Origin of the sequence: Paenibacillus sp. NPDC056579, from assembly GCF_042793215.1 — a bacterium.
Taxonomy (GTDB): domain Bacteria; phylum Bacillota; class Bacilli; order Paenibacillales; family NBRC-103111; genus Paenibacillus_S.
In genome coordinates, this window is the sequence record NZ_JBHTVD010000002.1 from 935,948 (window position 1) to 958,501 (window position 22,554).

A 22,554-nucleotide genomic window follows, 5' to 3' on the forward strand; every position below is an offset into this window, starting at 1 on the left:
GAAGTATGAAACATGGCTAAATTAACAGTAGGAACAGAAAACGGACAACCCATTGAATTGTATTTTGAAGATCTCGGCGCAGGTAAACCTGTCATTCTGATCCATGGCTGGCCGCTCAGCGGACGCTCGTGGGAGAGTCAGGTTCCAGCTCTCATTGAAGCGGGCTATCGTGTAATTACATATGACCGGCGCGGATTCGGACAATCCTCCCAACCGTGGAACGGTTACGACTACGATACGTTTGCGGCGGATCTTCATAAGCTGATCGAACATCTTGACCTTAACGATGTAACACTGGTCGGATTTTCGATGGGCGGCGGAGAGGTAGCCCGGTACGTTGGAAATTATGGAACAAGTCGTGTTAAAAAAGCCGTATTGGCAGCTGCGGTTCCTCCGTTCTTCTACAAATCCGCCGAGCATCCGGAAGGAGGTCTGGATGAAGCGACCATTCAAGACTTCCAAGATGGCCTAAAAAAAGACAGGGTTGCTTTCCTTGACAGCTTCACTCATAACTTCTTTAAAGCAGGGGATAGAACCGATCTGGTCAGCGAATCCTTCCGTGTGTACAACCTTGAGATCGCCTCCTTCGCTTCCGCAAAAGGGACGTTGGATTGCGTTGCTGCCTTCGGCCGGACCGACTTCCGAGGTGATTTGGCTAAGTTCGATATCCCGTTACTCGTTATCCATGGTGATTCCGATGCGATCGTTACGCTTGAAGTAAGCGGCCAGCTCTCCCACGAAGCGGTTAAAGGCAGTGAGCTTGTTGTCATCGAAGGTGGACCACATGGCTTAAATGCGACTCACCCTGATCAATTCAATAAAGCTTTGATTAACTTTCTGAATAACTAAGCGCAGTGCGTATTAAAGAGATCTGAAAGAGAGCGGCCTTACAAAGCCGCCTTTCTTACAGATCTTTTCTTTATAATATGCATTTTTTGAGGCAGATAGGAATTACTATTAGGAATTACTATTAGCAAAAAGAGAGCAGCTCCCCAGCTTTGCTGTAAGGAACTGCTCTCTTTTACAGGTCGTATTAAGCCAACTGTGGAACTCTCAAGCCAAGCCCCTCGGCGATCGCTTGGCCCCATTCGGGATCTGCTTTATGGAAGTGAGAGATTTGACGAAGCTTGATTTCATCCTTCTCCACAGGCTTCATAGCATTCACAATGTTAGTAACCAAACGCTCGCGTTCTTCTGCCTGAAGCAATCGATACAGGTCGCCGGCTTGAGTGTAATGATCATCATGATCATACGGGACACTATCGGCTGAACCGGTTACTTCAAACGCGGCTGTCTTATGGGCTGCCGAATCGGCAGCTCCGCCATAACTGTTTGGTTCATAGTATATCGAATTCCCCCCATTGCGATCGGAACGCATTTGGCCATCACGCTGGTTGTTATTTACTTCGACAACAGGTTTATTGATAGGCAATGTGTGATGGTTTGTCCCCACCCGATAGCGATGAGCATCCGCATAGGCGAATAAACGGCCCTGCAGCATTTTATCCGGCGAAGCCTCAATACCGGGTACGAACGCTCCAGGGGAAAAGGCTGCTTGCTCAACTTCAGCAAAATAATTGTCCGGGTTTCGGTTTAGAACCATGCGTCCAACCTCGATAAGAGGGTAATCTTTCTGCGACCACACTTTTGTTACATCGAAAGGATCGAAACGATAGGTCTTGGCATCTTCCAGCGGCATCATTTGTACATATAGCTTCCATGCGGGGAAATCACCTTTGTCTATGGCATGAAATAAATCCTCGGTATGATAATCCGGGTTTTCACCGGCCAGCTTGGCGGCCAGCTCGACATCCAGGTTTTTCACACCTTGTTCCGTTTTAAAATGATATTTAACCCAAATGCCTTGTCCGTCCGCATTGACCCACTTAAACGTATGGCTTCCGAAACCATGCATATGACGAAGAGTCGCAGGAATACCGCGGTCGGACATCAAGATAGTGACTTGATGCAAGGATTCGGGGGACAAAGACCAGAAGTCCCAAACAGCATTGGGGTTTTTCAGATGAGTTTGAGGATGGCGTTTCTGGGTATGAATGAAATCAGGAAATTTAATGGCATCCCGAATGAAAAAGACAGGCGTGTTATTGCCCACCAAATCATAATTTCCTTCCTCCGTGTAAAACTTTACGGCAAAGCCGCGCGGGTCACGTACGGTATCTGCAGATCCCAGCTCTCCTGCAACTGTGGAAAATCGTATAAAAACCGGTGTACGTTTGCCAACCTTAGTCAAGAAGCCGGCTTTTGTATAGGCGGAAACATCGTTGGTTACTTCAAAATATCCGTGTGCTCCGGCTCCTTTGGCATGAACAACGCGTTCGGGGATGCGTTCCCGGTTGAAATGGGCAAGCTTCTCCAGAAGGTGGACGTCTTGAATGAGGGTTGGACCGTGTGGGCCGGCTGTCATGGAGTTCTGGTTATCTCCAACGGGTGCACCCCAATTTGTAGTTAAATGGCCATTTTTGCTTTCCATGTGCAAACCTCCAAAGTAATGAATAATACAACGATGAGCCAAGGGGAACCGGGATTAACCGGTTACGTTGGTCTCGTTTTGGGATGATGCTGGGTAACTGCGTGGTTCTTCTAAACGAATAAAAAAAGGGACAAGCAAGCTCAAGCCTAACAATCCGGCCAATACTTCAAAAGAGAGTAAATAGCCTCCGTGATTGATCAGATAAATCGAGAGAATCGGCCCAAATGATGCACCAATGAACACCATAAACATGTGGAACGAAACGGCGATTGCCCGGAATTCCCCGGCAATGTGACCAATTAGCGAGATCAATGCGGGAAGAGCCATAGCAATTCCCGTAATAAACACAACGCTCATGGCTACTAGAAAAATGATGTTGGGCATGGAGCCTAACAAGCCCAAGCCGATTCCAGCTAAGATCAGTCCACACCATAAAACGTTTTTGACTCCAATTTTCGCAACCAATCTTCCATCAAACGGTGCTACCAGCATGCCGATAATACCAACCGCACGGACCCATAGAATATCTTGATGACTTAATCCGAAAATCGGACTGCTTAAATAATTTCCAAGGGTCGTAAAAAAGCCGACAAGCGAAATAAAGAGCGTAGCAGAAATGATGTAGCAAAAAGGCAGGCCTTTTCGTTTAAAAATATCGCCTATTCGTAAAAAGGGAGAAAAGAAGCTGCCCTCCGGTTGCTTTGTTTTGTCTTTTGGAATAAAAAAGGTTATCAAGATAGTGGATATTAAATACACCGCAAAAAGCAGATAGAAAACATAAGACCAGCTCAAGCTCAAAACAATAAAGCTGCTATATAATTGTCCAGCAATAGTAGCCATTAAAAACGCCGTACTGATGAACCCGATAATGGTTACTCTTTTTTTAACCGGAAACATTTCCATTGCGTAGGCCAAAACAGACGGAGGGAACATGGACGCTGCTAAGCCTTGGATAGCTCGAAGGGCAACAAGCCAAGATAAGCTGCTGACACTCCCGATTAGGGGAGTTATTATAGTGAGCAACAGCAACCCTGATAACATCAGTTTTTTTCGTCCATAACGGTCGGATAAAACTCCAAAGAACAACCCCCCGCCTGCAAAGGCAAACGAAAAAGCACTGCCGGCCCAGGCGGCTTGAGAAGATGACACCTTGAATGCGTCTGCAAAAATCGTTATTAATGGAATCGTTAAATACACACAAGATACTACTACTAATGTACACCAGAAAAGAATGCCGGTAATGAAAGAGAAATTTGACGAGTTAGACTGCGGTTCGTTAACCATAATACTCTCCCCTTATTATTCAGATTGTCTCCCCGAGTATTACATGGAAACATCATGCTGACTTCTACTGTGAATGTCCCTTGCTTTCACGTTAGTAAAAACATTAATAGCAAAAACCAAGATGCCGATTCCAGCGACAGCTTCACCAATGCGTTTTAGCGTCGTAACCCAATTCGGCGCATAGCCGTGTGCCATTAAGGTGAGGGTAATAAGCATGATGGGCAGGCCAATACCTTGCAACCAGAAATGCCACTTAGCTAAAGGAGATTCTGCTGCTTTGGGAAAGCGAAGATACGTAAATCCGCAAAGAGCTAATGTTGCCCACCCGAAAAGATTTGCATGTGCGTGAACGCTCGTTAATGCAAAGTTAAGCGATGTTCCCATGTAAATACCGATGCAAATGCCAAGCAAAATATAAACGACTGCCATTTTCAAAAAACGTACTCCCATCGAATTTCCCCCTTGTTAATAGTAGCTAGAATAATTCAACCTCATCTTATAAGCTGTGATAAGCATCTATCAATATGAATCTGTCTATATATCGTATAGTAATTGCTTATATGAGTTTCACTCTTGAAGATATAGTTAATGGCTATACGTAATATAGAAATAATGGAATTGTTGATGAACAATCATTTCAATATGATAGGACATAAGCAGGTTAAAGATCATACAAGGAGTGTTTGCAAAATGGCAAAGCAAACGGAAGGGATCCATCATATAACGGCTTTTGTAAAGAATGCGCAAAAAAACGTGGACTTTTATGCAGGGGTATTAGGTCTGAGACTTGTAAAAAAAACGATCAACTTCGACGCTCCGGAGGTTTACCATTTATATTTCGGTAATGAGGCAGGTAGTCCAGGTACGATCATCACATTTTTTCCATATGAATTTGGCCGTAAAGGGCGGATTGGCGGAGGACAGGTCGGTATAACAACCTATGTCGTGCCTATAGGTTCACTCGATTTTTGGAAAGAGCGCCTAGAAAGCTTTCATGTTCCTTATTCGATGAATACGAGGTTTGGTGAGAATTACTTAACGTTTTCAGATCAGGATGACTTGCAGCTAGAGATTGTAGAGCGCGAGGAAGGGGAGTGGAGGCAGTGGTCGTTCGGCGGCGTTCCAGTAGATAAAGCTATCAAAGGTTTCGGCGGTGCCGTCCTATATACTACTGCTCCCAACAAAACGATGAAAGTACTAGAGCAGGTCTTGGGTCTTCAAAGGGTGGAACAAGAAGGAGACTTTATGCGCTATAAATCTACGGGGACTCTTGGTAATATTATTGATGTAAACGTTGCGGCGATGGAGTGGGGCATAAGTGGAGCCGGTACTGTTCATCATATTGCATGGCGCGCAAAGGATTATGAAGATCATGCTTCGTGGAGAGCTCATGTAGAGCAGCATGGCCTTCAACCCACATCCATTATCGACCGGCAATATTTCCATGCCATTTACTTTCGTGAAGAAGGCGGCATCCTGTTTGAAATCGCCACGGATCCGCCAGGATTTGCAGTTGATGAGCAATCAGATGCATTAGGTGAAAAACTGATGCTTCCGGAATGGTTTGAGGTTAACCGTGCCGAAATCGAAAAAGGTTTATCATCTGTTCAAGTACGTGTGTTGGAGCCGGATGGAACCAAAAGCGGTTAAGATTTTCGTTATGATGTTGCAAGCTCGTTCCTTGTTGGAACGGGCTTTTCTTATACTAGCACCAGTAATTGAGCGGTATTTTCATGGAAGTGCAGATTCGAATATGCAACAATGGAGTCCAATACGTGTTACGTATTACTACTATGGGCACCGGGGTAAGCAAAAAATAAGTTCAACAATGTCATCTGATGATGTATGCTGTAAACAAAATGTTTTCTGGAGGCGAAGCCGGTGAAAACAGTGACATTCAGAAGATGGCTGGACAATTTATATCTTTTTAGCCATAAAGAGACGTACACAGCATCCGTTGAACATTTTCATGCTCATGACGGTTTAGAAATATTGTACATACACGAAGGCGACGGAAAGTATATAATCAATGACCGAATACACCAGGTTCGTCCGCATACGCTAATCGTAATCAAGCCTTTTCAGATGCATTATATTCACATGAATGTGCCGCCGGATTATACCCGTACGGTGTTTAAAGTGAAAGCTTCGCTTATTGAGCAGTATGCTTCGATATTTCCCGTGCTTTCTTCATTCTTGTCGCAAATTGTAGAAAATAAAATGAGCCGGCAGTTATTTTATTTGAACGACGAGCAGGCCGCGCATCTAGAGTATGGATTCAAGGATTTGCATGAGAGTTTATCAAGCGGTCTGGAGATAATGAATCGGGAATCCGTTATCCTGTTTTTCTATCATTTTTTTTCGTACTTTCAAAGAATGATATACACGGAGGAAGTATTGACTAGCGATCCGATTTCACTAGGCTCAACTCAAGCTCAGCATATTAACAACATATTGAAATGGATTAACCATCATTACAAAAGCCCGTTTAAAATTGAAGATATAGCTCAAGAACTGCACTTCTCGCCAAATTATTTGTCCGCGCTATTTAAAGAGCAGCTTGGCAAGACGATCACCGAGTATACCATGGATAAACGTTTGGAAGAAGCCAAATCGATGCTTTATAAACAAGACGTTTCGATCAGACAGATCAGTGCGGAGACAGGGTTTCGTTCGCCTTCGTACTTTATTAGTATGTTCAAAAAAAAATATGGCGTGACCCCTCATCAATTCGCTGCAAGCATAAAAAAGCTTATTAGTCAGTTAACGAATGAATGAATGTTTAGGATAGCACAAACTGTAAGCGCTAACACTCTTGCAATAGAATTTTGATACTTTTCAATAGGATTATCGTACGGGGCTTATTATATGATCGGATTGAGCACCACATAGATAATCAAGGGGAGGGTTTCAAATGAAAAGAAGTCATTTATTATTAGCGGTTCCACTTGTCACTCTTATCTTTTTCTCTGCCTGCAGCCAGGGTGGAACTACGGCAACAGGTGATTCCGGGAAAAATGAAGCTGAAGCAGTAGTCAAAAGTAATGCCCCGATTAAACTTTTATTTTACACCGCTCAAAATTCGAACTATGCCCAAGAAGAAAATTTTCAAAGAGAAATAGGAAAATATATTACGGAAAAATTCCCGAATATCACAGTGGAGCACATTCATAAGGCTAAAGGGGCCGACTATCCGGAATTGATAGTGGCAGGAACGGTTCCCGATATCGTTCTTGAGAGCAGTACGAACGTGAACTCGCGAATTATGGCCAATGGTTTGCATTACGATATAGGCGAGCTTATTAAAAAGCACAACTTCGATTTGAACCGGATCGATCCTGTGCTGCTCCAAGTGATACGAAATTGGGGAGACGGGAAGCTGTACGGACTTCCTTTTATGGGAAGCAATCTTATTTTATTTTACAACAAAGATATTTTTGATAAATTCGGCGTAGCTTATCCGAAGGACGGTATTACGTGGGATGAAATATACGATATTGCCCAAAAAATATCCCGTACAGACAATGGCGCCAACTATGTAGGGCTTCGCTATAACAGCCCGCTCGTATTTAAGTATAATCAACGGTCGTTAGGCTTCATGGACGCCAAAACCGATAAGGCGGCAGTCAATACGGAAGCATGGCAGCAGCTGTTTGCGAATTTCAAAAGAATATACGACATTCCGGCGAACGCTCCTTCTATAGCCGGTTCTTTTGGAGGCGGCACATCAGCTATGAATATGGATGTTACTGAAAAGCTAATTACGATGTATCAATCCAATCCTAACTTAAACTGGGATGTTGTTGCTGCTCCGGTTTTCAAAGACGCTCCAAAGGTCGGATTTCAACCGAATTTTTATTCGATGTATATTACGGAGCAATCGAAAAATAAAGATGCGGCGTTCGAGGTTATCGCTCACTTGCTGTCGGATGAGGTGCAAACGAAATTATCCAAGCAAGCTTTAGTTACTCCACTTGTTAACAAAAACATTCAATCCGTGTTCGGACAAGACATCGAGTGGCTGAAGGGGAGAAATACACAGGCGGTTTTCTATAATAAGTATGCGCCTCCGGCACCGATTCGGGAAAAAGGAACGACTTTTGTCGATGTATCCGGCATACCGGGGAACACCTTTGATGCGATGCTGAAAAATGGTACGGATATCAACTCGGCGCTGAGACAGGCCGAGGAGTCGATCGAAAAGTCGATTGCAGATGTGAAAGCACAAGAAGCAGCGAAGAAATAAGATTGGCAGTTCGCCATGTTGGACGGGAGTCAAGAGTCAAGGGATCTTCTCGCGCGAGACTTCCCCGTTCAACTAGAATGAGGCCGGGATACCGGTAACGAGTTGATATGCCAGCCTAAATAAAAAAGAGAGGTGAAGCACGAGTGAAGAGCATAGGAGACGACGTTCAAATCCCGCTCAGAGAAATGGCCAAACGTATTCAAATTAACAGATGCATACATCCCAGCTGCCCGCATCCGCAGGTGGCTTGGTCGCAAAACCCGCTGCATGCTTTAACTAGTCCGTCAATCAAGGCTAGTCTATGGGGACCTCCGGAGCAGATCACTCTCAGCATGATCAAATCCGATATTTTTGACCGTCGAATGGCTAACCCTACTCCACTCACGATCCAGGAAATCCGCGAGGGCGCCTATTCTAAAGCAAATGAAGGTTTTTCAGATATAGAGCCCACCGGAAGCACACGGCCAAAATACGGAACTCTCGATCCCAGAGGCGGACGAAGAGAACCGTATGCGGCGTTCCGTGCCTATCCTTTTCCATGTCAAAAGCCCGTCGGACAGATTATTGTAAAATGCGCGGACTTATCGGGCCTTCCCCAGCCTACAATGACGCAGCATTGTGACACGGGGATGGTGAGCAGCGCAATAGGGGGAGAAGGAACGTCGCTTCGTCTTGATTATCTTCTTTGTATGAAACGCAATATCATAGCGATACGGACGGACTTTAAGGGATTATCCGTGCCGCTTTCGTTCCGGTTGTACCGCCATAAGGATCAAGGCCATCGCGTCTACATGAATGCGGAAGGAACCGAATTCAAGCCGCGACACGAACGTCAGGTCGTTTACCAGCCTAGAAACAGCGATCAACCCGCCGAGTATTACAACTACGAAGCGGAAGCGGAATGGAATGGGCCTATTGCTCCGCCCGAGAACGGGGGAGAAGGGAGATTTTTCTGGATCAAGCAGTGTCTGCCCGCCGAAAAAACATTTCCGGATGGGTTTGAATATGTGATGATGGGTCTGGTTAGCGGTAAAGGGACGGCATCGATTCACGAAGAGTTCGGTCATGGCTTGGGGACTCAACCTTATGCGGCAGCCGGCGCGGAGCGCCATGAGAAGGATTACATGTATATCCGTGAGGCCCAGGGGGCAGCGGTTACCGCAACGCTTACGGCTCAGGCTGCCGGGAATGCAACACTCTATGTCGCCGTAGTTACCTCCAATGATGCCGCTGATATTTTGGCGGAAGCAAAGCGGCAGTTGTTAGCTGCGGAAGAAGACGGATATGAAGCATTGTGTGCAGAGAATGCCGAATGGTACGGCGGATTATACGACAAAAGGGAAAACGGAAGAGTTTTTTATCCCGGAGAAGCTCATTACGAGGAAGAAATAACGAATCTGTTTTACAGCTGGTTTTGCAAGCATTCCGGAGGAGTACGTACCGACTCGAGACGTTTTGAAGCAAGCGCTTCCTACGCAACGGTTGAGACCGACGCCCAGCTGTGGCACGGGTTACCCTGTTATAACGAGCCTTTCTATACATCAATGGTAGTTCGGGGACGCGAAGATGCACTGGATATGTGGGGACATCTCGTAGAGAACTGGCTGCCGGCTGCCCGGATGAATGCAAACGAAGTGTATGGGCTGCCGGGTATGCTCCTGGTACATGGATATTTGCCGCCGGTAAAGCCGGACCGGTACGTACACTCCAACTCGTCGATGGAATTGTGCTTGGAAACTGGGGCGCAGGTACTGAAGGTGTTATGGGACATTTGGGATTACGGGGTGGACGAAGCATTGTTAAGACGGACGCTTTATCCGGCTTTACGGGATTTGGCTGTCTTCTACGCTGCGTATATTGAACGACAGGAAGACGGATTATTTCATATCGTTCCGGCGGTGGAAGCGGAATGCTGGGGCGTTCAGCCGAATTTCGAATATAACAAGGATACGATCAGTGCCATATGCATGTTCCGCTGGACATTCCGGCGCGCTGCCGAATTAGCGGATTACCTTGGCATGGACCAGGACTTAAAACCCGGATGGCTGGAAGCAGCAGATAATCTCCCGCCTTATCCGATGTTTGAAACGGAAGAGGGGCCAATCTTTGCAGGGGTTAGCGGCATCAGGCCAAGATGGCAAAAGGGCTGCCATCCTTGGTACGTTGGCATCTATCCGACGACATTGGCGGATGAAATTCACCTGGACAGCTCCCGGCAAATGAAGGATATCATGCTGCGTACCGCGCGTCTTGTACCTGCATCCAGCAACAAGCCTGTGTTTGTCCTGTTGGGTGAATGCAAGGATACGTTCCCTTCCACGAACGGCCATACAAAGCCAATCGAGAGCTATAAGCAGCTGTGCCTGGCGATCAACGACGACCCGGAAAGGGTGATCAACAGCCGCAGCGGGCGCATTCACTTGTTCTCGGCGGTACCGGACTGGGCAGAACTCTCCTTTAGCCGATTTCAGGCTAGGGGCGGTTTTCTGGTATCGGCGTCGAAAAATGCGGATGGTGTAGGGCTGGTAACCATAGAAGCACGCCGTACACTGCCGTGTTATGTGATGAACCCATGGCCGGGTCACCCGGTGCACATTGTAGAGAACACATCCGGTCGCTTGATAGATCATACCATTGACCGTTCGAATAACGAGTGTGTAGTTTTTGATGCAGAGGCTGGAAAAGCCTATCAATTATCCATGTCTCTACGGTAAGTACACCTATGTATATCGCGAGGTTTTCTGTGTCCAATGTAAAGTCTGGCAGCTGGTATTGTGAAAGGAGCGTTATAAAGATAAACTAGATTATGTCGGTCAGACAATGCGTGATTTCGAATACGTCAGTAATCGACCGGTTCGCTTAGCGTCCGAGACCCGGAAGGAGATGAGTAAACGAATGAAACGATTACAAGAACGGTTAACTCCGCTGCTGAAGGAATGGGTGGTAAAAGGACCGCCCGGTTGTGCTTGTACAATTGTCAAAAATGGCGAATTAGCGTATCAGGAATACTTTGGTTATGCATATTTAGAACAGCAGATAAAGATTCAATCGGATACCCTATACCGTATTTATTCCATGACCAAAATAGTTACTTGCGTAGCAGCGCTAATGCTGTATGAGAAGGGAATGTATCTTCTAAACGATCCGGTAGAGGAGTATTTGCCGAAATTTAAAAACCCTCAGGTCTTCCGATATAACGAATTTGGTGTAAGATCTGCATCTCCGGCATCAAGTCCTATTCGGATCAAGGATTTGTTCACCATGACTTCGGGGCTTACATACGGCGGTGACAATACAGAAACTGAACGGTTGACTCGTATTCTTATGGAGGGTGCCGATAATACGAAGGACATTCGTACATTATCTAAAGCTCTAGCTGACATTCCTCTTGCGTTCGATCCCGGTACACACTGGAAGTATGGGACGAGTCATGATATTCTCGGTGCTTTGATAGAGGTGCTGTCCGGTGAAACCTTCGGAGAATTTTTGAAGAAGGAAATCTTCGAGCCTCTGGGGATGACCGACACTTCATTCCGCATTACAGAAGATAAACGTGACAGACTGTGCAAAATGTATGACCGTACAGCTGACGGCGAGTTGACTCCTAATAGCAAAAGGGACGCTTCTTATCAGCCTGAAAGCAGATTTGAGAGCGGCGGCGGCGGTCTTCTGTCAACGATAGGTGATTATAGCAGATTTGCGCAGGCGCTTACAAGAGGCGGCGAGTTGGATGGAGTGAGGCTTCTTAGCCGGAAGACCGTGCAATTAATGGCAACCAATCATTTAGGGCCACAGCAACTGAAGGATTACAATTGGACACAGCAGAAGAGCTATGGCTACGGTCTTGGGGTACGTGTCATGATGGATCCGGCGGATGGCGGCAACAATGGTTCGATTGGCGAATTTGGCTGGGCAGGCTTAGCCGGATCCTGGGTGTTAATCGATCCGCAGGAACAGCTGTCCGTCGTGTATATGCAGCAGCTGCTGCCAAGTCTAGAGCCATACATTCATCCGCGTTTGCGGGCTGTCATCTATGGAGCAATAGATTAACTATGGTCACAAGCAGGACTATGAGTTCGCTGCATTAAAATCCAATCAAAGAAGCTTCTGAACCACGATTCATGTGGTACAAGAAGCTTCTTTTATATTTTTAATCATGCGCAAAATCTATTGTAATCATAGAAATGATAATATTGATCAATAATTATTGAAGGCATACAATGAAGTTCATAAACAAACCAATTTCATCTAACTTTAAAAAAGGAGTGTCCTTCATGTCAAACTTAGTTGCAGGAATCCGAATACCGGACAGTACGCTGGCAAAATCAGCCGCAGAGCTGCTTCGGGAGCATGGAACCGATCTACTGTGGAATCATTCCCACCGGGTCTATTTATTCGGTGCGCTGATGGGAACAAGAAATAATGTTAGGTATGATTTAGAGCTTCTATATATCAGCGCTTTGTTCCACGACCTCGGGCTTACCAAGCACTACAGCAGTCCAGATAAACGGTTTGAGGTGGATGGAGCTAACGCGGCCCGTGATTTTTTACGAAGCCATGGAGTACCGGAAGAATCTGCCCGGCTCGTCTGGGATGCCATTGCCCTACATACAACCATTGGGGTGGCTCAATATAAAGAGCCGGAAGTCGCTTTGATATACTCTGGCGTTGGCTATGACGTTATGGGTGAAAACTTTGATGTACTTACCGAAGAGGTGCGAAACCAGGTAACGTTGGCTTATCCGAGAGATGGATTTAAGAACAAAATCTTACCTGCTTTTCTTGAGGGGTTTGCTCACAAACCGGAAACGACCTTTGGCAATATAAAGGCAGATGTGTGCGCTCGGTTGCTCCCGGGCTTCAAACGCACCGATTTTTGCGATTGTGTACTTCATTCGCCGTGGCACGAATAAGTTATTTTGGCTATGTGCTTCTAAATTAATTGATTCTCTTAACAATTCCCCAGACACCGTGGCTGGGGATTGTTTTGTTTATTTAAAATTATTTATAATGATAGCTAATATGGCACTGATACGTAATTCGGGGGTGCGGGATGGAAATCAGACAATTGGAATATTTCATGGCAGTCTGCCAAGAGCTGCATTTTACGAGAGCATCCGAGAAGTTGGGAGTCACGCAGCCTACACTTAGCCACCAAATAAAAGCACTTGAGGACGAATTGGGTCTGCCTTTATTCGATCGGATCGGCAAGAAGACAGCCATTACTGAAGCGGGATTCATTTTGCTAAAACATTGTCATACCGTATTACACAGCCTTGAAAGCGTACGGGAGGAGATTCAGGAACTGCAAGAGATGAAACGGGGGCGACTTTCCGTCGGGGTTTTGCCCGGCGAATTAAATTCGCTTGTTTGCCGGCTGCTGCCGGATTTTCATGAGGCCTATCCGGAAATTCAGGTTAGAATCATCAGTGCGGACAATGTTGCGGAACGTTTGCTTAATAACGAGATAGACATGGCGCTAACTATAACTCCTGTTCATGATGAACGTATCGTCTCCCAGCCGCTTTATAACGATAAGCTTTACTTCGCAGTCAATACCGGCCACCCCTTTGCAAAAGGACCCGAAGTAAGCTTAAAGGCTCTCAAGGATATCCCTCTTGTATTGTTTCCCAAAAACTATCAGTGCCGGCAGCAGATTGATGCTGTCTGCAGCCTCAGGGATATTCATTTACGGCCTGCTATCGAAACGGATTCCATTGAATCCATTATCAGCCTTATAGAAGTAGGGACCGGGGGCTCCATTCTTTCTGAAACCCTAATTAAGCAGTGGAATAAACCTGGAATAAAAACGCTGAATATAGTTGAAACGCCCTTCACTCGACAAATCGGACTCATTTATCACAAAGAGAAATACAGGGGGCAAGCGGTTCTAACATTCACCGAGCTTCTCCAGAAACTAGTAAGTCAGCTTGGACTCCGAGTGGAAGTCGTTTCTGGTATCAAATGACGAGAGTGGGTGAATGTCATAAGCGAAATTGAACAAATACAAATATTCTGGAGACCGTACTGGTGACAGACTTCCCCTTACAGAATAGGAAATTTAAACTATACATATTTTTTACTGCTCACTAACTAGGGGAATCGAGTTAGTTCAATTAGAGTGGAGAGTAGATTATGAAGTTTACTGAAATGGCCAGATAGAAGAGTTCGCGAAAATACTTTTGTTGTCGAGTTCAGTCAGACTATCGTAGCGTATTTTTCGGTATGCTTCGTTGAACAAAGTGCTCACACTAGTGTTGATTGTTTTGGAACAGTGGATAAAGATTGGCGTTGGCGCGGGGTCGGTACTTTAATATTCAAATTCATATTTAGGCACCTGGAAGAGCTAGCCCGACAAAACTCAAAGCCAGGGCCATGTATTATGAGAAAATACTGGCAAGCATTTTGCAGGCTTTAATCTCTGACCGCTTGAGTGTGCAAATGCAAAAAGGGTGTACCGTCATCGATACACCCCTTTTTGACTCTATCGGAACTGAGATGAAGCAGGGTTAATCCCAATACTTCACGGAAGCGGATCCGCTGAAGCTTTCGTACACATAAAATTCAGCCTTCTTGTTATCGCCGTCAACATAGCTGCTGATTCCCCGATAGATCAATGTGTCCCCCGGGTACAATAAGTACTCATAACCGGTAACGACTTCGTCCGCATTGCTGCCCGGATCGTATTCCCGCAGCTGGTACCAGGCGCCGCCGCTCGGACCGCTTACAACTTGGAACTTAAAGTCGCCACCGCCGGAGTGAACGTAGTTGGTCGGGTTTTGCGAGGAAACAGTCGAGCGCTGACCGAGGTAATCCCACTCCCCCGCTCCCATCGGGGTGACGGCATCACCATTGGCGCGAATAATCGTGACGTTGGCGGCGGCTCCAGCCGTTTTACCCACTGCTCTGGATTCCACTGCGGCTCCGTCTGCGAACGCCGTGGATATGGGAACCGCTACCGTAAGCGTCAGGACGGCCAGCACCATGCGCAACGATTTGGCCCTCGATTTGTTCCGATTTTTCACATCCATCATCCTCCCAATCGTTTCTTTTTACATGAAGCCAGACACATGGTAGTTACAATTTATTACACAGTTTCAGTTACTTCGAATCATCTGAGACCATCATAGATATAGCATAGTAAGGGATGAAGCCCAGAGAAACAGTAATTGCAAATGGGATAAGTGCTTCGATATGCTTTGTGATTTTCTGGAAGTAACTTTATTGCACAGAATAAATGGAAGGGTTTTCACAATTACATATCGAATTTACACTCTGATGGGCGATATTTTTTTAACCCTGAAATGTAGAAGGAGGATCGTGCGACATGAAAATCGGTTTGAGCACGTATAGCTTGCTTCCCGCCATTAAAGCGGGAGAAATGTCCGTACTTGACGTGATCCAGTGGATTGCAGATAACGGCGGGGAGCATATGGAAATCGTTCCTTACGGGTTTACACTGGTGGACAATTCTGAGCTGGCGGACTCCGTCCGTGAGAAAGCGAAATCGGTGGGAATCGAACTGTCCAACTATTCAATGCCGGCTAATTTTGTTCAAGCCACGGATGAAGCTTTTGAGGCGGAAGTGGCGCGAGTCAAGCAGCATGTCGATCTGGTAGCCCGTTTAGGTATGAAGCACATGCGTCATGATGTGACGGCCTTTACGATTAGTCCGGAACAGATGACGATCGGCTGGTTCGAGAATAGCCTTCCGCAAATCGTGCAGGGAAGCAGGCTTATCGCCGATTATGCGGCTCGATACGGGATTACAACTACCATTGAAAATCACGGCTTCAGCGTCCAAGCGAGCGATCGTGTACAGCGCGTGCTGCTGGCTGTAGACCGGCCCAACTTCAAGACGACGCTAGATGTCGGCAATTTCATGTGCGTGGATGAATCGTCCATTATTGGGGTTAAGAAAAACTTGCCTTATGCCTCCTTAGTTCATTTTAAAGATTTCTATTTTCGCCCATACGACCAGCCTCCGGGAGGCGGTAATTGGTTCAGAACGGCTCATGGCAATTATTTGAGGGGAGCCATTATCGGGCACGGGGATATCGACATTCGCAGAATCGTTAAATTAATCAAAGAGTCTGGCTACAACGGGTATGTCACCATAGAGTTTGAAGGCATGGAAGAGTGCAGGCTCGGCTCAAAAATTGGCATGGACAATTTGCGCCGACTGTGGGAAGAAGCAAAGTAAGAGTGACGGACCTTTGAGCTGCATAACAAAATCGACAGATAAAGCGGTTGCCAGCATGTATCGGCAGCCGAGTTACGCTAACAGGCGGCTTTCCACGTTCCATTTGCTACAGTTGATGGAGCAGGAAATTGCGGAGATAATAACTGAATAAAGGCACAATAGCAGCCGGCCATAATGAACTGCCCCCTAATTGTTAGACGCCACCTAACAATTGGGGGGCCGTTTTTTTGACCAAAAATTCGTAGAAGCCGTCTCTGCCTATTTATAAGGAATGGCATCTAATAACGATCGCAAAAGAAGGAGAGACTCGCTCCCATTACTCGGTAAGGTAAGTCATACACTGCGGACCGGAAGTGGATACAGCTTACGTTGTTTTGTGAAAAAAAAGCAGGAATGATGCGAAATTTCCCTATGAAAAAAAGTCCAATTGCGGCAAGAATGCTATTTTCATAGACTGTGAGTACTAACTCGAGCAAACAAGATCGAGCACAAGAGAAGAGAGGAGGTGTACAATTAAGCAATGAACAGCGAAATTGGGCATCATTTACCGTCGGATATTAGGACTCCTGCGGCCAAACAGCGATCTCGGATTTGGGCTATCATGAAGCGCGATAAATTTCTGTATCTTCTAGCGATGCCGGGCATCCTGTTCATCATCTTGTTCAAGTATGTGCCGATGTGGGGGATTATCATTGCTTTTCAGAATTACTCTCCGTACAGGGGAGTGCTTCAAAGCGATTGGGTGGGTCTTGAGCATTTCATCCGTTTCTTTTCTAATCCTGAATTTATGCAGCTGTTCCGCAACACGATGGCTATTAACCTGATGAATCTTGTCTTTTACTTCCCGCTGCCGATTATCGTCGCCTTGCTGCTTAATGAGGTAATGGGGAAAACTTTCAAGAAGCTGATTCAGTCTATCGTTTATTTACCCCACTTCCTGTCGTGGGTCATTATTGTCGGGATCACGTTTCTGATGCTGTCTCGCACGGATGGCGCTATCAACAACCTGGTTACGTATTTTGGCTTCGCCAAAATCGACTTCCTGACAAACCCGAAGCTGTTCTGGATTTTGCTTACGGTGCAATCGATCTGGAAGGAAGCAGGCTGGGGTACGATCATCTTCCTGGCAGCCATTGCCGGATTGGATACGCAGTTATACGAAGCGGCCAAGATTGATGGGGCCAAGCGTTTGCGGCAGATTTGGCATGTCACGCTTCCCGGAATCCGCAATGTTATCCTGATCCTACTCATCTTGCGAATTGGAAATATTATGGATGTAGGGTTCGAGCAAGTATTCCTGATGGGGAACGGTGCGGTGTCGGACGTAAGCGAGGTCTTCGATACCTATGTATATCGGCTTGGAATTCAGCAGGGCCAGTTCAGTTTTAGTACGGCAGTCGGTCTTTTCAAGTCTGTGATAGGGCTGGTGCTGGTCGTAATCGCCAACAAGCTCGCCAAGAGGTTTGGCGAAGAAGGCGTGTATTAAGGAAGGGGGAAGAAGGATGAGAAAGAGCACTAAGGACCTCTTTCCGGTTTTTAACTACGCGGTGTTGTCGCTTATCGGGCTGGTGACACTGTTCCCGCTTTATTATGTCGTCGTCGTCTCGTTTATGGACCCGTCGGAATATTTGCAGGGAGGGATCCATTTGTTTCCTTCCTCATGGTCGCTGGCCTCTTATAAATATTTACTTTCGACGAAGGCGTTCCTGAGCGCAACAATGATTAGCGGGTTCTTGGCCGTTGTAGGTACAGTTTGCAGTCTGGTCATCACGGCAGCACTTTCTTACTCGCTTTCACGCCGGAGAATGCCGGCTCGCCGAGCGATTCTGCTATTGATACTATTAACCACGCTTTTTAACCCGGGGATGATTCCACCTTATTTGCTTGTGCGTGATCTGCATCTGATCAACAGCATCTGGTCATTGATTATCCCGGTGCTAACCAGCGGCTGGTATGTGATTCTGATGAAGGGCTTCTTCGACAGCATCCCGGATGCTCTGGAGGAAGCGGCCCAGATAGACGGCTGTAATGATATCGGCATCTGGTTCCGTATTATTTTGCCGTTATCCTTGCCATCGCTGGCGGCGTTTGGACTGTTCTATGCGGTCGGATACTGGAATACTTTTTTCTCGGCCGTGTTGTATATTACCGACTCATCCAAGTGGCCGTTGCAAGTGCTTCTGCAGAACATGCTGATCGATTCCTCTACAGCTGCAGGAGGAGGCGCTGCACAGGAACTGATGGCTGAGCAGTCGATTCCGCCGGAGACGCTAAAAATGGCTGCGGTTGTGATAGCGACAGTTCCGATCTTATTCGTCTATCCGTTTTTACAGAAGCATTTTGCCAAAGGGGTCATGGTCGGTTCGATCAAAGGTTAATGAAAACATTCCGAATAGGAATCAGGGGGTATTTCAATTGAAGCTGCGGAAACATGGTATAGTAAAAAGTGCAACCATCTTAACGGCGGTGGCAGCGGCTCTGTCTGGCTGTGGTGGCGAAGGGGGTCAAGCGTCTCAGTCGGCGCCCGAAATCTCCATCATGACTAACTTTAGTACGCCGGAGCCGCCAGGCCCCGATAACGTGATTGTCCAGGAAATCGGCAAGCGCACGAATACGAAGTTAAACATACAATGGGTCTCTTCCAACAACTATGCGGAAAAAACGAAAGTAACACTGGCATCCGGCGATATCCCGGACCTGATGTTCGTGCTGGATCCCTTTGACCCGTTAGTGATGCAAATGGCCAAAGAGGGTGCGTTCTGGGAGTTGACGCCCGAACTGATCAAGGCTTACCCGAATCTGGCGGCTTACCCGTCTGCGGTATGGGAAAACTCGAAGATGCAGGATGGCAAAAATTACGGTATTCCGGCGGTTCGTCCCATGGGAGGCTGGTCATTTATCAATATTCGCAAAGACTGGCTGGACAAGCTCGGGCTGAAAATGCCGGAGACAACCGATGAATTGTTCCAAACGATGAAGGCATTTACCTACCAGGATCCGGACGGCAACGGTAAGCAGGACACGTTTGGACTTGCAGGCAACCAAGGCTCCTTTCTGTTTGAGCCCCTGTTCAACTCGACGCAGGGCAAGTGGAAGCTGAAGGATGGCAAGCTGGCACATATTTATCTAGAACCGCAAACCCGGGATGCGCTACTGTTCCAAAAGAAGCTGTACGATGAAAAGGTCATACCGGAGGATTTTGCAGTGCTCAAGCTAAGCCAGTTTGAGGATATGGCCAAGGGTAACAAGGCCGGTATGTGGGTCGATACGGTTGAAGCTTCCTGGCGTCCGACGGAAGAGCTGCGGAAGACGATTCCCACTGCGGACTTCCTGCCGATGACGTATTTAGTAAGTCCTGAGGGCAAGAAGATGGCCTATCAATGGCGCGGCTTCAACGGTATTTTCCTGATTCCGAAAAAAGTGTCCGAGGCGAAGCTTAAGACGATTCTGCAATTGATGGACTATGGTTCGTCCAAGGAAGGCACGGATCTGGCATGGTACGGCTTCAAGGACGTCCATTTTACGGAGAAGGATGGCATCAAGCTGGCGACGGAGCAGGCTAAGAAGGATATCGTCTCCCAGAGTGCGTTGGGTAAAATCTTCAGTCGTGACGAGAAGTATCTATGGGCTTACCGGACTGGCATGCCTGCCGATGTCTTCGAGCGTAACAAGAAGATTGTCGATGCGCGCGAGCCGTATTTGGTCGGTGATATCGGTAACGGACTTTACTCGGAAACGGCGAGCAAGTTCGGTGCGGAGATCGATAAAAAGGTGGATGATCTGAAGGTTAAGATCATTATGGGCAAGGAACCGATCAGTGCTTGGGACGATTTGGTTCAAAAGCTGTCCAAAGACGAGAACTTCCAAAATATCATTAAGGAAGTCAACGATTCTTATCAGAAGCGAATAGCAGGAAAGAAATGATTGGAAATCAGCAGGAAGCGGCTCCTGGGGCATTGGCTCAGGAGCCCGCTTCCTGTACGAGCATACATGATGGGATGGATGGCATGAAGAAGCGGATAGGGAAAGGATTACTAACGTATCGGGGACACGCATTCCGGCGGAGCTTGCTGCTCATTTTGATTGTCACAACCATTCCTACCCTCCTGATTGCAGCCAGCAGCTATTATATTGGTGTCAGGTATATAGAACGTGAAGTCGAACGGACGCATAAGCTGCAGCTTGATTATACGGTGAAGCAGGTTAGCGATGCACTTGGGCACCTGCAAGTCGGCATGAACCAATGGACGCTGAATCCGCTGATGAGCGGCAAGCTGAGAGATATCGATTTTAAGGAAAATTATTCGTTCAGCAAGGATTTCTTTGAATCTCTGACGGTGCTGAACAACAGCAACGCACTCATTGATCAGGTCTATGTGTACTTGGAGAACCCGCCTCGCATTATCTCGGACAGCCAAGGTATCCACAAATTGGAGGGGAATGGACCGAAGCCATACCACGAGCTGCTTGCTGTAAAGGAACGTCTGTTCTGGCGCAAGCTCCAGACGCCTGAGCCTGAAGGAATGTTCGTCATTCATAAGCTGCCGGTCATCGGGGAGCCTTTCGGCACGATCATGGCCAGAATCAATGAGAAGCAGCTTCTGAATCTCGCCGGCTACGACCCGGGCTTGGGCGGAACCACATTCATCCTCAGCCGGGAAGGGACGTTGATGTCCCGTCCATTGTATTCGCCTGCCATACAGAAGATGAATGAGGCATTGGTCAGTGAAGTAGACGGAAAGCCGGATAAATCCTCCTCTTTCCGCTGGAGCTGGAATGATGAGCTGTATGTCGTATCGACTGCATCAATACCAGTCACGGGTTGGGAGCTCGTCTCGGCGGTGCCTCTGTCCGAATTTCTGAAACCGATCGTGATTGTATCACGGCTGATTATGATGGTCGGGTTCGTTAGTCTGCTGCTGGTTCTGCTCAGCTCGTGGTATGCATCTGTTCGGCTCGTCCAACCCATCCACCGGCTGCTCCGAATGCTGATCTCTCCCGCTGGGGCAGATCAGCTGCTCGTCCCTAAGGACGAGATCCAGTATATCGAGGAGCAATGGCGGAATTTGAGCACCGAAAGTCATTTGCTGCAATCCCGACTGGAAGAACAGCATTCCTCATTGCGGACCGGATTTTTATTGCAATTGGTGCAAGGACACCTTCAGCTGTTGCGGGAACCAGAGATTATGCAGCGCATGGAGCAGTATGGTTGGGAGCCGGATGGCAAGCAATTCGTCGTCATGGTTGTACAACTGCTAGGCTTCCAACGGCTGCAGGAATCCTTTCGGGAGGATGAGCAGCCATTAGTGACATTTGCTGCGGTGAATATCATTGAAGAACTGACAGGTAAAGACAATGTAACTGTCATGAACTTGCATGACTTGTCTGTGGGTCTGTTCATGATGTTTCCTCAAGAGGTATCGCCTGGCGAGGTATCTGAACGGCTAAAACGCATGGCTTCCGAGATCGGCCAAAGTCTGCACCGTATTCTGAAGATGGATACAGTAATTGGTCTTGGCCAGACCGTGTCCGCCATCGGCCGCATACCGATCGCTTGGGAAGAGGTGCAGCAGGCGCTGAGACACCGAAAGCTGGATGAGCCGAATCAGATTATTGACTTGAATGAACCCATTACCGAATACACGGAATCAAGATACCCGTTCACACTGGAGCAAGATTTGATCCACTCGATGTTCAGAGGGTTGGGGGAAGAGAGCCATCGGCTGTTAGGCGAGTTTTACCTGGAACTGAAGGCGCATGCGGACCGGGAGCTGCTTTTGCAGCAGGGAAGCCTCAAGCTGCTTGGAGCGGTACAGAGTGCATTGATGCAGTCCGATGTGATGCAGGCCGCTTCTTTGTTCGATTGGGGGCAGCTCTACTCAGAGCTGCTAGTGCTTAAGGACAGCGATGAAATGCAGACTTGGTTTGCCGGGCGGATTATGGAGCCCCTGATGGCGGAGCTGATGCATCATCAGAACGACAGGGCTCGCGAGCTGGTTGAGCGGACGGTCGGTATGATCCGTATGGAATACCCAACGGACATCTCGTTAGACTTATGTGCCGATCGCCTTGGAATCTCCTCTTCGAGTCTGAGCAAGCTTTTCTTGCAGGTGACGGGGATGTATTTCGTCGACTATCTGACAAAGACGAGGCTGGACCGTGCCAAGGAGCTGCTAATCGGCTCCGAACTCAAAATGCAGGAGATCGCCATACAGGTCGGCTACCAGCCAACGTACTTTAACCGGATATTCAAGAAAATGGAGGGCATGACGCCCAAGGATTTCCGCGAACAACATAAACTTTAGTCCCATTAGGGGTAAGAATGGAGTA

Annotated in this window: 17 protein-coding genes; 13 read left to right on the plus strand and 4 right to left on the minus strand. The window is 47.2% G+C overall.

Going from position 1 to position 22,554, the window contains the following annotated elements:
- The first annotated feature begins 12 nt into the window (after positions 1 to 12).
- Positions 13 to 849 carry an alpha/beta fold hydrolase gene (locus tag ACFQ88_RS11655; protein WP_379454220.1) on the plus strand — a complete coding sequence of 279 codons (837 nt, stop codon included), beginning with the start codon at positions 13 to 15 and terminating at the stop codon, positions 847 to 849.
- A 184-nt stretch (positions 850 to 1,033) separates the two neighbouring features.
- On the opposite strand, the gene katA is transcribed toward ACFQ88_RS11655, so the two are convergent.
- From katA to ACFQ88_RS11670, 3 genes are read right to left on the minus strand one after another with little or no spacing between them, the layout of a single operon-like run.
- Positions 1,034 to 2,491: a catalase KatA gene (gene katA, locus ACFQ88_RS11660; RefSeq protein ID WP_379454221.1), complete on the minus strand. Its 1,458-nt coding sequence runs from the start codon at positions 2,489 to 2,491 to the stop codon at positions 1,034 to 1,036.
- 54 nt (positions 2,492 to 2,545) lie between these two features.
- The gene (locus ACFQ88_RS11665; protein ID WP_379454222.1) at positions 2,546 to 3,775 is read right to left on the minus strand and encodes an MFS transporter; all 1,230 of its coding nucleotides are present in this window, start codon (positions 3,773 to 3,775) and stop codon (positions 2,546 to 2,548) included.
- A 39-nt stretch (positions 3,776 to 3,814) separates the two neighbouring features.
- A complete protein-coding gene (locus ACFQ88_RS11670; protein WP_379454223.1) occupies positions 3,815 to 4,225 on the minus strand; it encodes a hypothetical protein in 411 nt (136 codons plus the stop codon).
- A gap of 240 nt (positions 4,226 to 4,465) precedes the next feature.
- Between ACFQ88_RS11670 and ACFQ88_RS11675 the strand changes: the two genes are divergently transcribed.
- From ACFQ88_RS11675 to ACFQ88_RS11705, 7 genes are all read left to right on the plus strand, one after another.
- A complete protein-coding gene (locus ACFQ88_RS11675) occupies positions 4,466 to 5,425 on the plus strand; it encodes a ring-cleaving dioxygenase (protein ID WP_379454224.1) in 960 nt (319 codons plus the stop codon).
- Between the two features lie 231 nt (positions 5,426 to 5,656).
- A complete protein-coding gene (locus ACFQ88_RS11680; RefSeq protein WP_379454225.1) occupies positions 5,657 to 6,553 on the plus strand; it encodes a helix-turn-helix domain-containing protein in 897 nt (298 codons plus the stop codon).
- Between the two features lie 136 nt (positions 6,554 to 6,689).
- Positions 6,690 to 8,021, plus strand: coding sequence for an ABC transporter substrate-binding protein (locus ACFQ88_RS11685; protein WP_379454226.1), 1,332 nt, complete (start codon positions 6,690 to 6,692; stop codon positions 8,019 to 8,021).
- Positions 8,022 to 8,164: 143 nt separating this feature from the next.
- A complete protein-coding gene (locus ACFQ88_RS11690; RefSeq protein ID WP_379454227.1) occupies positions 8,165 to 10,735 on the plus strand; it encodes a glycosyl hydrolase family 95 catalytic domain-containing protein in 2,571 nt (856 codons plus the stop codon).
- 181 nt (positions 10,736 to 10,916) lie between these two features.
- The gene (locus ACFQ88_RS11695) at positions 10,917 to 12,071 is read left to right on the plus strand and encodes a serine hydrolase domain-containing protein (RefSeq protein WP_379454228.1); all 1,155 of its coding nucleotides are present in this window, start codon (positions 10,917 to 10,919) and stop codon (positions 12,069 to 12,071) included.
- A 224-nt stretch (positions 12,072 to 12,295) separates the two neighbouring features.
- Entirely contained in the window at positions 12,296 to 12,934 is a 639-nt protein-coding gene (locus ACFQ88_RS11700; RefSeq protein ID WP_379454229.1) for an HD domain-containing protein, read from the plus strand.
- 140 nt (positions 12,935 to 13,074) lie between these two features.
- Entirely contained in the window at positions 13,075 to 13,989 is a 915-nt protein-coding gene (locus tag ACFQ88_RS11705; protein ID WP_379454230.1) for a LysR family transcriptional regulator, read from the plus strand.
- Between the two features lie 541 nt (positions 13,990 to 14,530).
- On the opposite strand, the gene ACFQ88_RS11710 is transcribed toward ACFQ88_RS11705, so the two are convergent.
- On the minus strand, positions 14,531 to 15,046 hold the full coding sequence (locus tag ACFQ88_RS11710) for a hypothetical protein (RefSeq protein ID WP_379454231.1): 516 nt from the start codon (positions 15,044 to 15,046) through the stop codon (positions 14,531 to 14,533).
- A gap of 302 nt (positions 15,047 to 15,348) precedes the next feature.
- On the opposite strand from ACFQ88_RS11710, the gene ACFQ88_RS11715 reads away from it, so the two are divergent.
- The 5 genes from ACFQ88_RS11715 (at position 15,349) to ACFQ88_RS11735 (ending at position 22,529) form a co-directional block, all read left to right on the plus strand.
- On the plus strand, positions 15,349 to 16,224 hold the full coding sequence (locus ACFQ88_RS11715; RefSeq protein WP_379454232.1) for a sugar phosphate isomerase/epimerase family protein: 876 nt from the start codon (positions 15,349 to 15,351) through the stop codon (positions 16,222 to 16,224).
- 520 nt (positions 16,225 to 16,744) lie between these two features.
- Positions 16,745 to 17,710 carry an ABC transporter permease gene (locus ACFQ88_RS11720; protein ID WP_379454233.1) on the plus strand — a complete coding sequence of 322 codons (966 nt, stop codon included), beginning with the start codon at positions 16,745 to 16,747 and terminating at the stop codon, positions 17,708 to 17,710.
- 16 nt (positions 17,711 to 17,726) lie between these two features.
- Positions 17,727 to 18,602, plus strand: a complete 876-nt coding sequence (locus ACFQ88_RS11725; RefSeq protein WP_379454234.1) for a carbohydrate ABC transporter permease — start codon at positions 17,727 to 17,729, stop codon at positions 18,600 to 18,602.
- A 37-nt stretch (positions 18,603 to 18,639) separates the two neighbouring features.
- Entirely contained in the window at positions 18,640 to 20,148 is a 1,509-nt protein-coding gene (locus tag ACFQ88_RS11730) for an extracellular solute-binding protein (RefSeq protein WP_379454235.1), read from the plus strand.
- Entirely contained in the window at positions 20,145 to 22,529 is a 2,385-nt protein-coding gene (locus tag ACFQ88_RS11735) for a helix-turn-helix domain-containing protein (protein WP_379454236.1), read from the plus strand. Before ACFQ88_RS11730 ends, ACFQ88_RS11735 begins: the two co-directional genes overlap by 4 nt.
- The last annotated feature ends 25 nt before the right edge of the window (positions 22,530 to 22,554 follow it).

Excerpts from the sequence above, each read along its gene's own strand:
- ACFQ88_RS11685 (WP_379454226.1), top strand. The coding sequence starts at position 6,690 with ATGAAAAGAAGTCATTTATTATTAGCGGTTCCACTTGTCACTCTTATC.
- ACFQ88_RS11715 (WP_379454232.1), top strand. The coding sequence starts at position 15,349 with ATGAAAATCGGTTTGAGCACGTATAGCTTGCTTCCCGCCATTAAAGCG.
- ACFQ88_RS11695 (WP_379454228.1), top strand. The coding sequence starts at position 10,917 with ATGAAACGATTACAAGAACGGTTAACTCCGCTGCTGAAGGAATGGGTG.
- ACFQ88_RS11720 (WP_379454233.1), top strand. The coding sequence starts at position 16,745 with ATGAACAGCGAAATTGGGCATCATTTACCGTCGGATATTAGGACTCCT.
- katA (WP_379454221.1), bottom strand. The coding sequence starts at position 2,491 with ATGGAAAGCAAAAATGGCCATTTAACTACAAATTGGGGTGCACCCGTT.
- ACFQ88_RS11735 (WP_379454236.1), top strand. The coding sequence starts at position 20,145 with ATGATTGGAAATCAGCAGGAAGCGGCTCCTGGGGCATTGGCTCAGGAG.
- ACFQ88_RS11665 (WP_379454222.1), bottom strand. The coding sequence starts at position 3,775 with ATGGTTAACGAACCGCAGTCTAACTCGTCAAATTTCTCTTTCATTACC.
- ACFQ88_RS11675 (WP_379454224.1), top strand. The coding sequence starts at position 4,466 with ATGGCAAAGCAAACGGAAGGGATCCATCATATAACGGCTTTTGTAAAG.
- ACFQ88_RS11725 (WP_379454234.1), top strand. The coding sequence starts at position 17,727 with ATGAGAAAGAGCACTAAGGACCTCTTTCCGGTTTTTAACTACGCGGTG.
- ACFQ88_RS11670 (WP_379454223.1), bottom strand. The coding sequence starts at position 4,225 with ATGGGAGTACGTTTTTTGAAAATGGCAGTCGTTTATATTTTGCTTGGC.
- ACFQ88_RS11700 (WP_379454229.1), top strand. The coding sequence starts at position 12,296 with ATGTCAAACTTAGTTGCAGGAATCCGAATACCGGACAGTACGCTGGCA.
- ACFQ88_RS11705 (WP_379454230.1), top strand. The coding sequence starts at position 13,075 with ATGGAAATCAGACAATTGGAATATTTCATGGCAGTCTGCCAAGAGCTG.
- ACFQ88_RS11655 (WP_379454220.1), top strand. The coding sequence starts at position 13 with ATGGCTAAATTAACAGTAGGAACAGAAAACGGACAACCCATTGAATTG.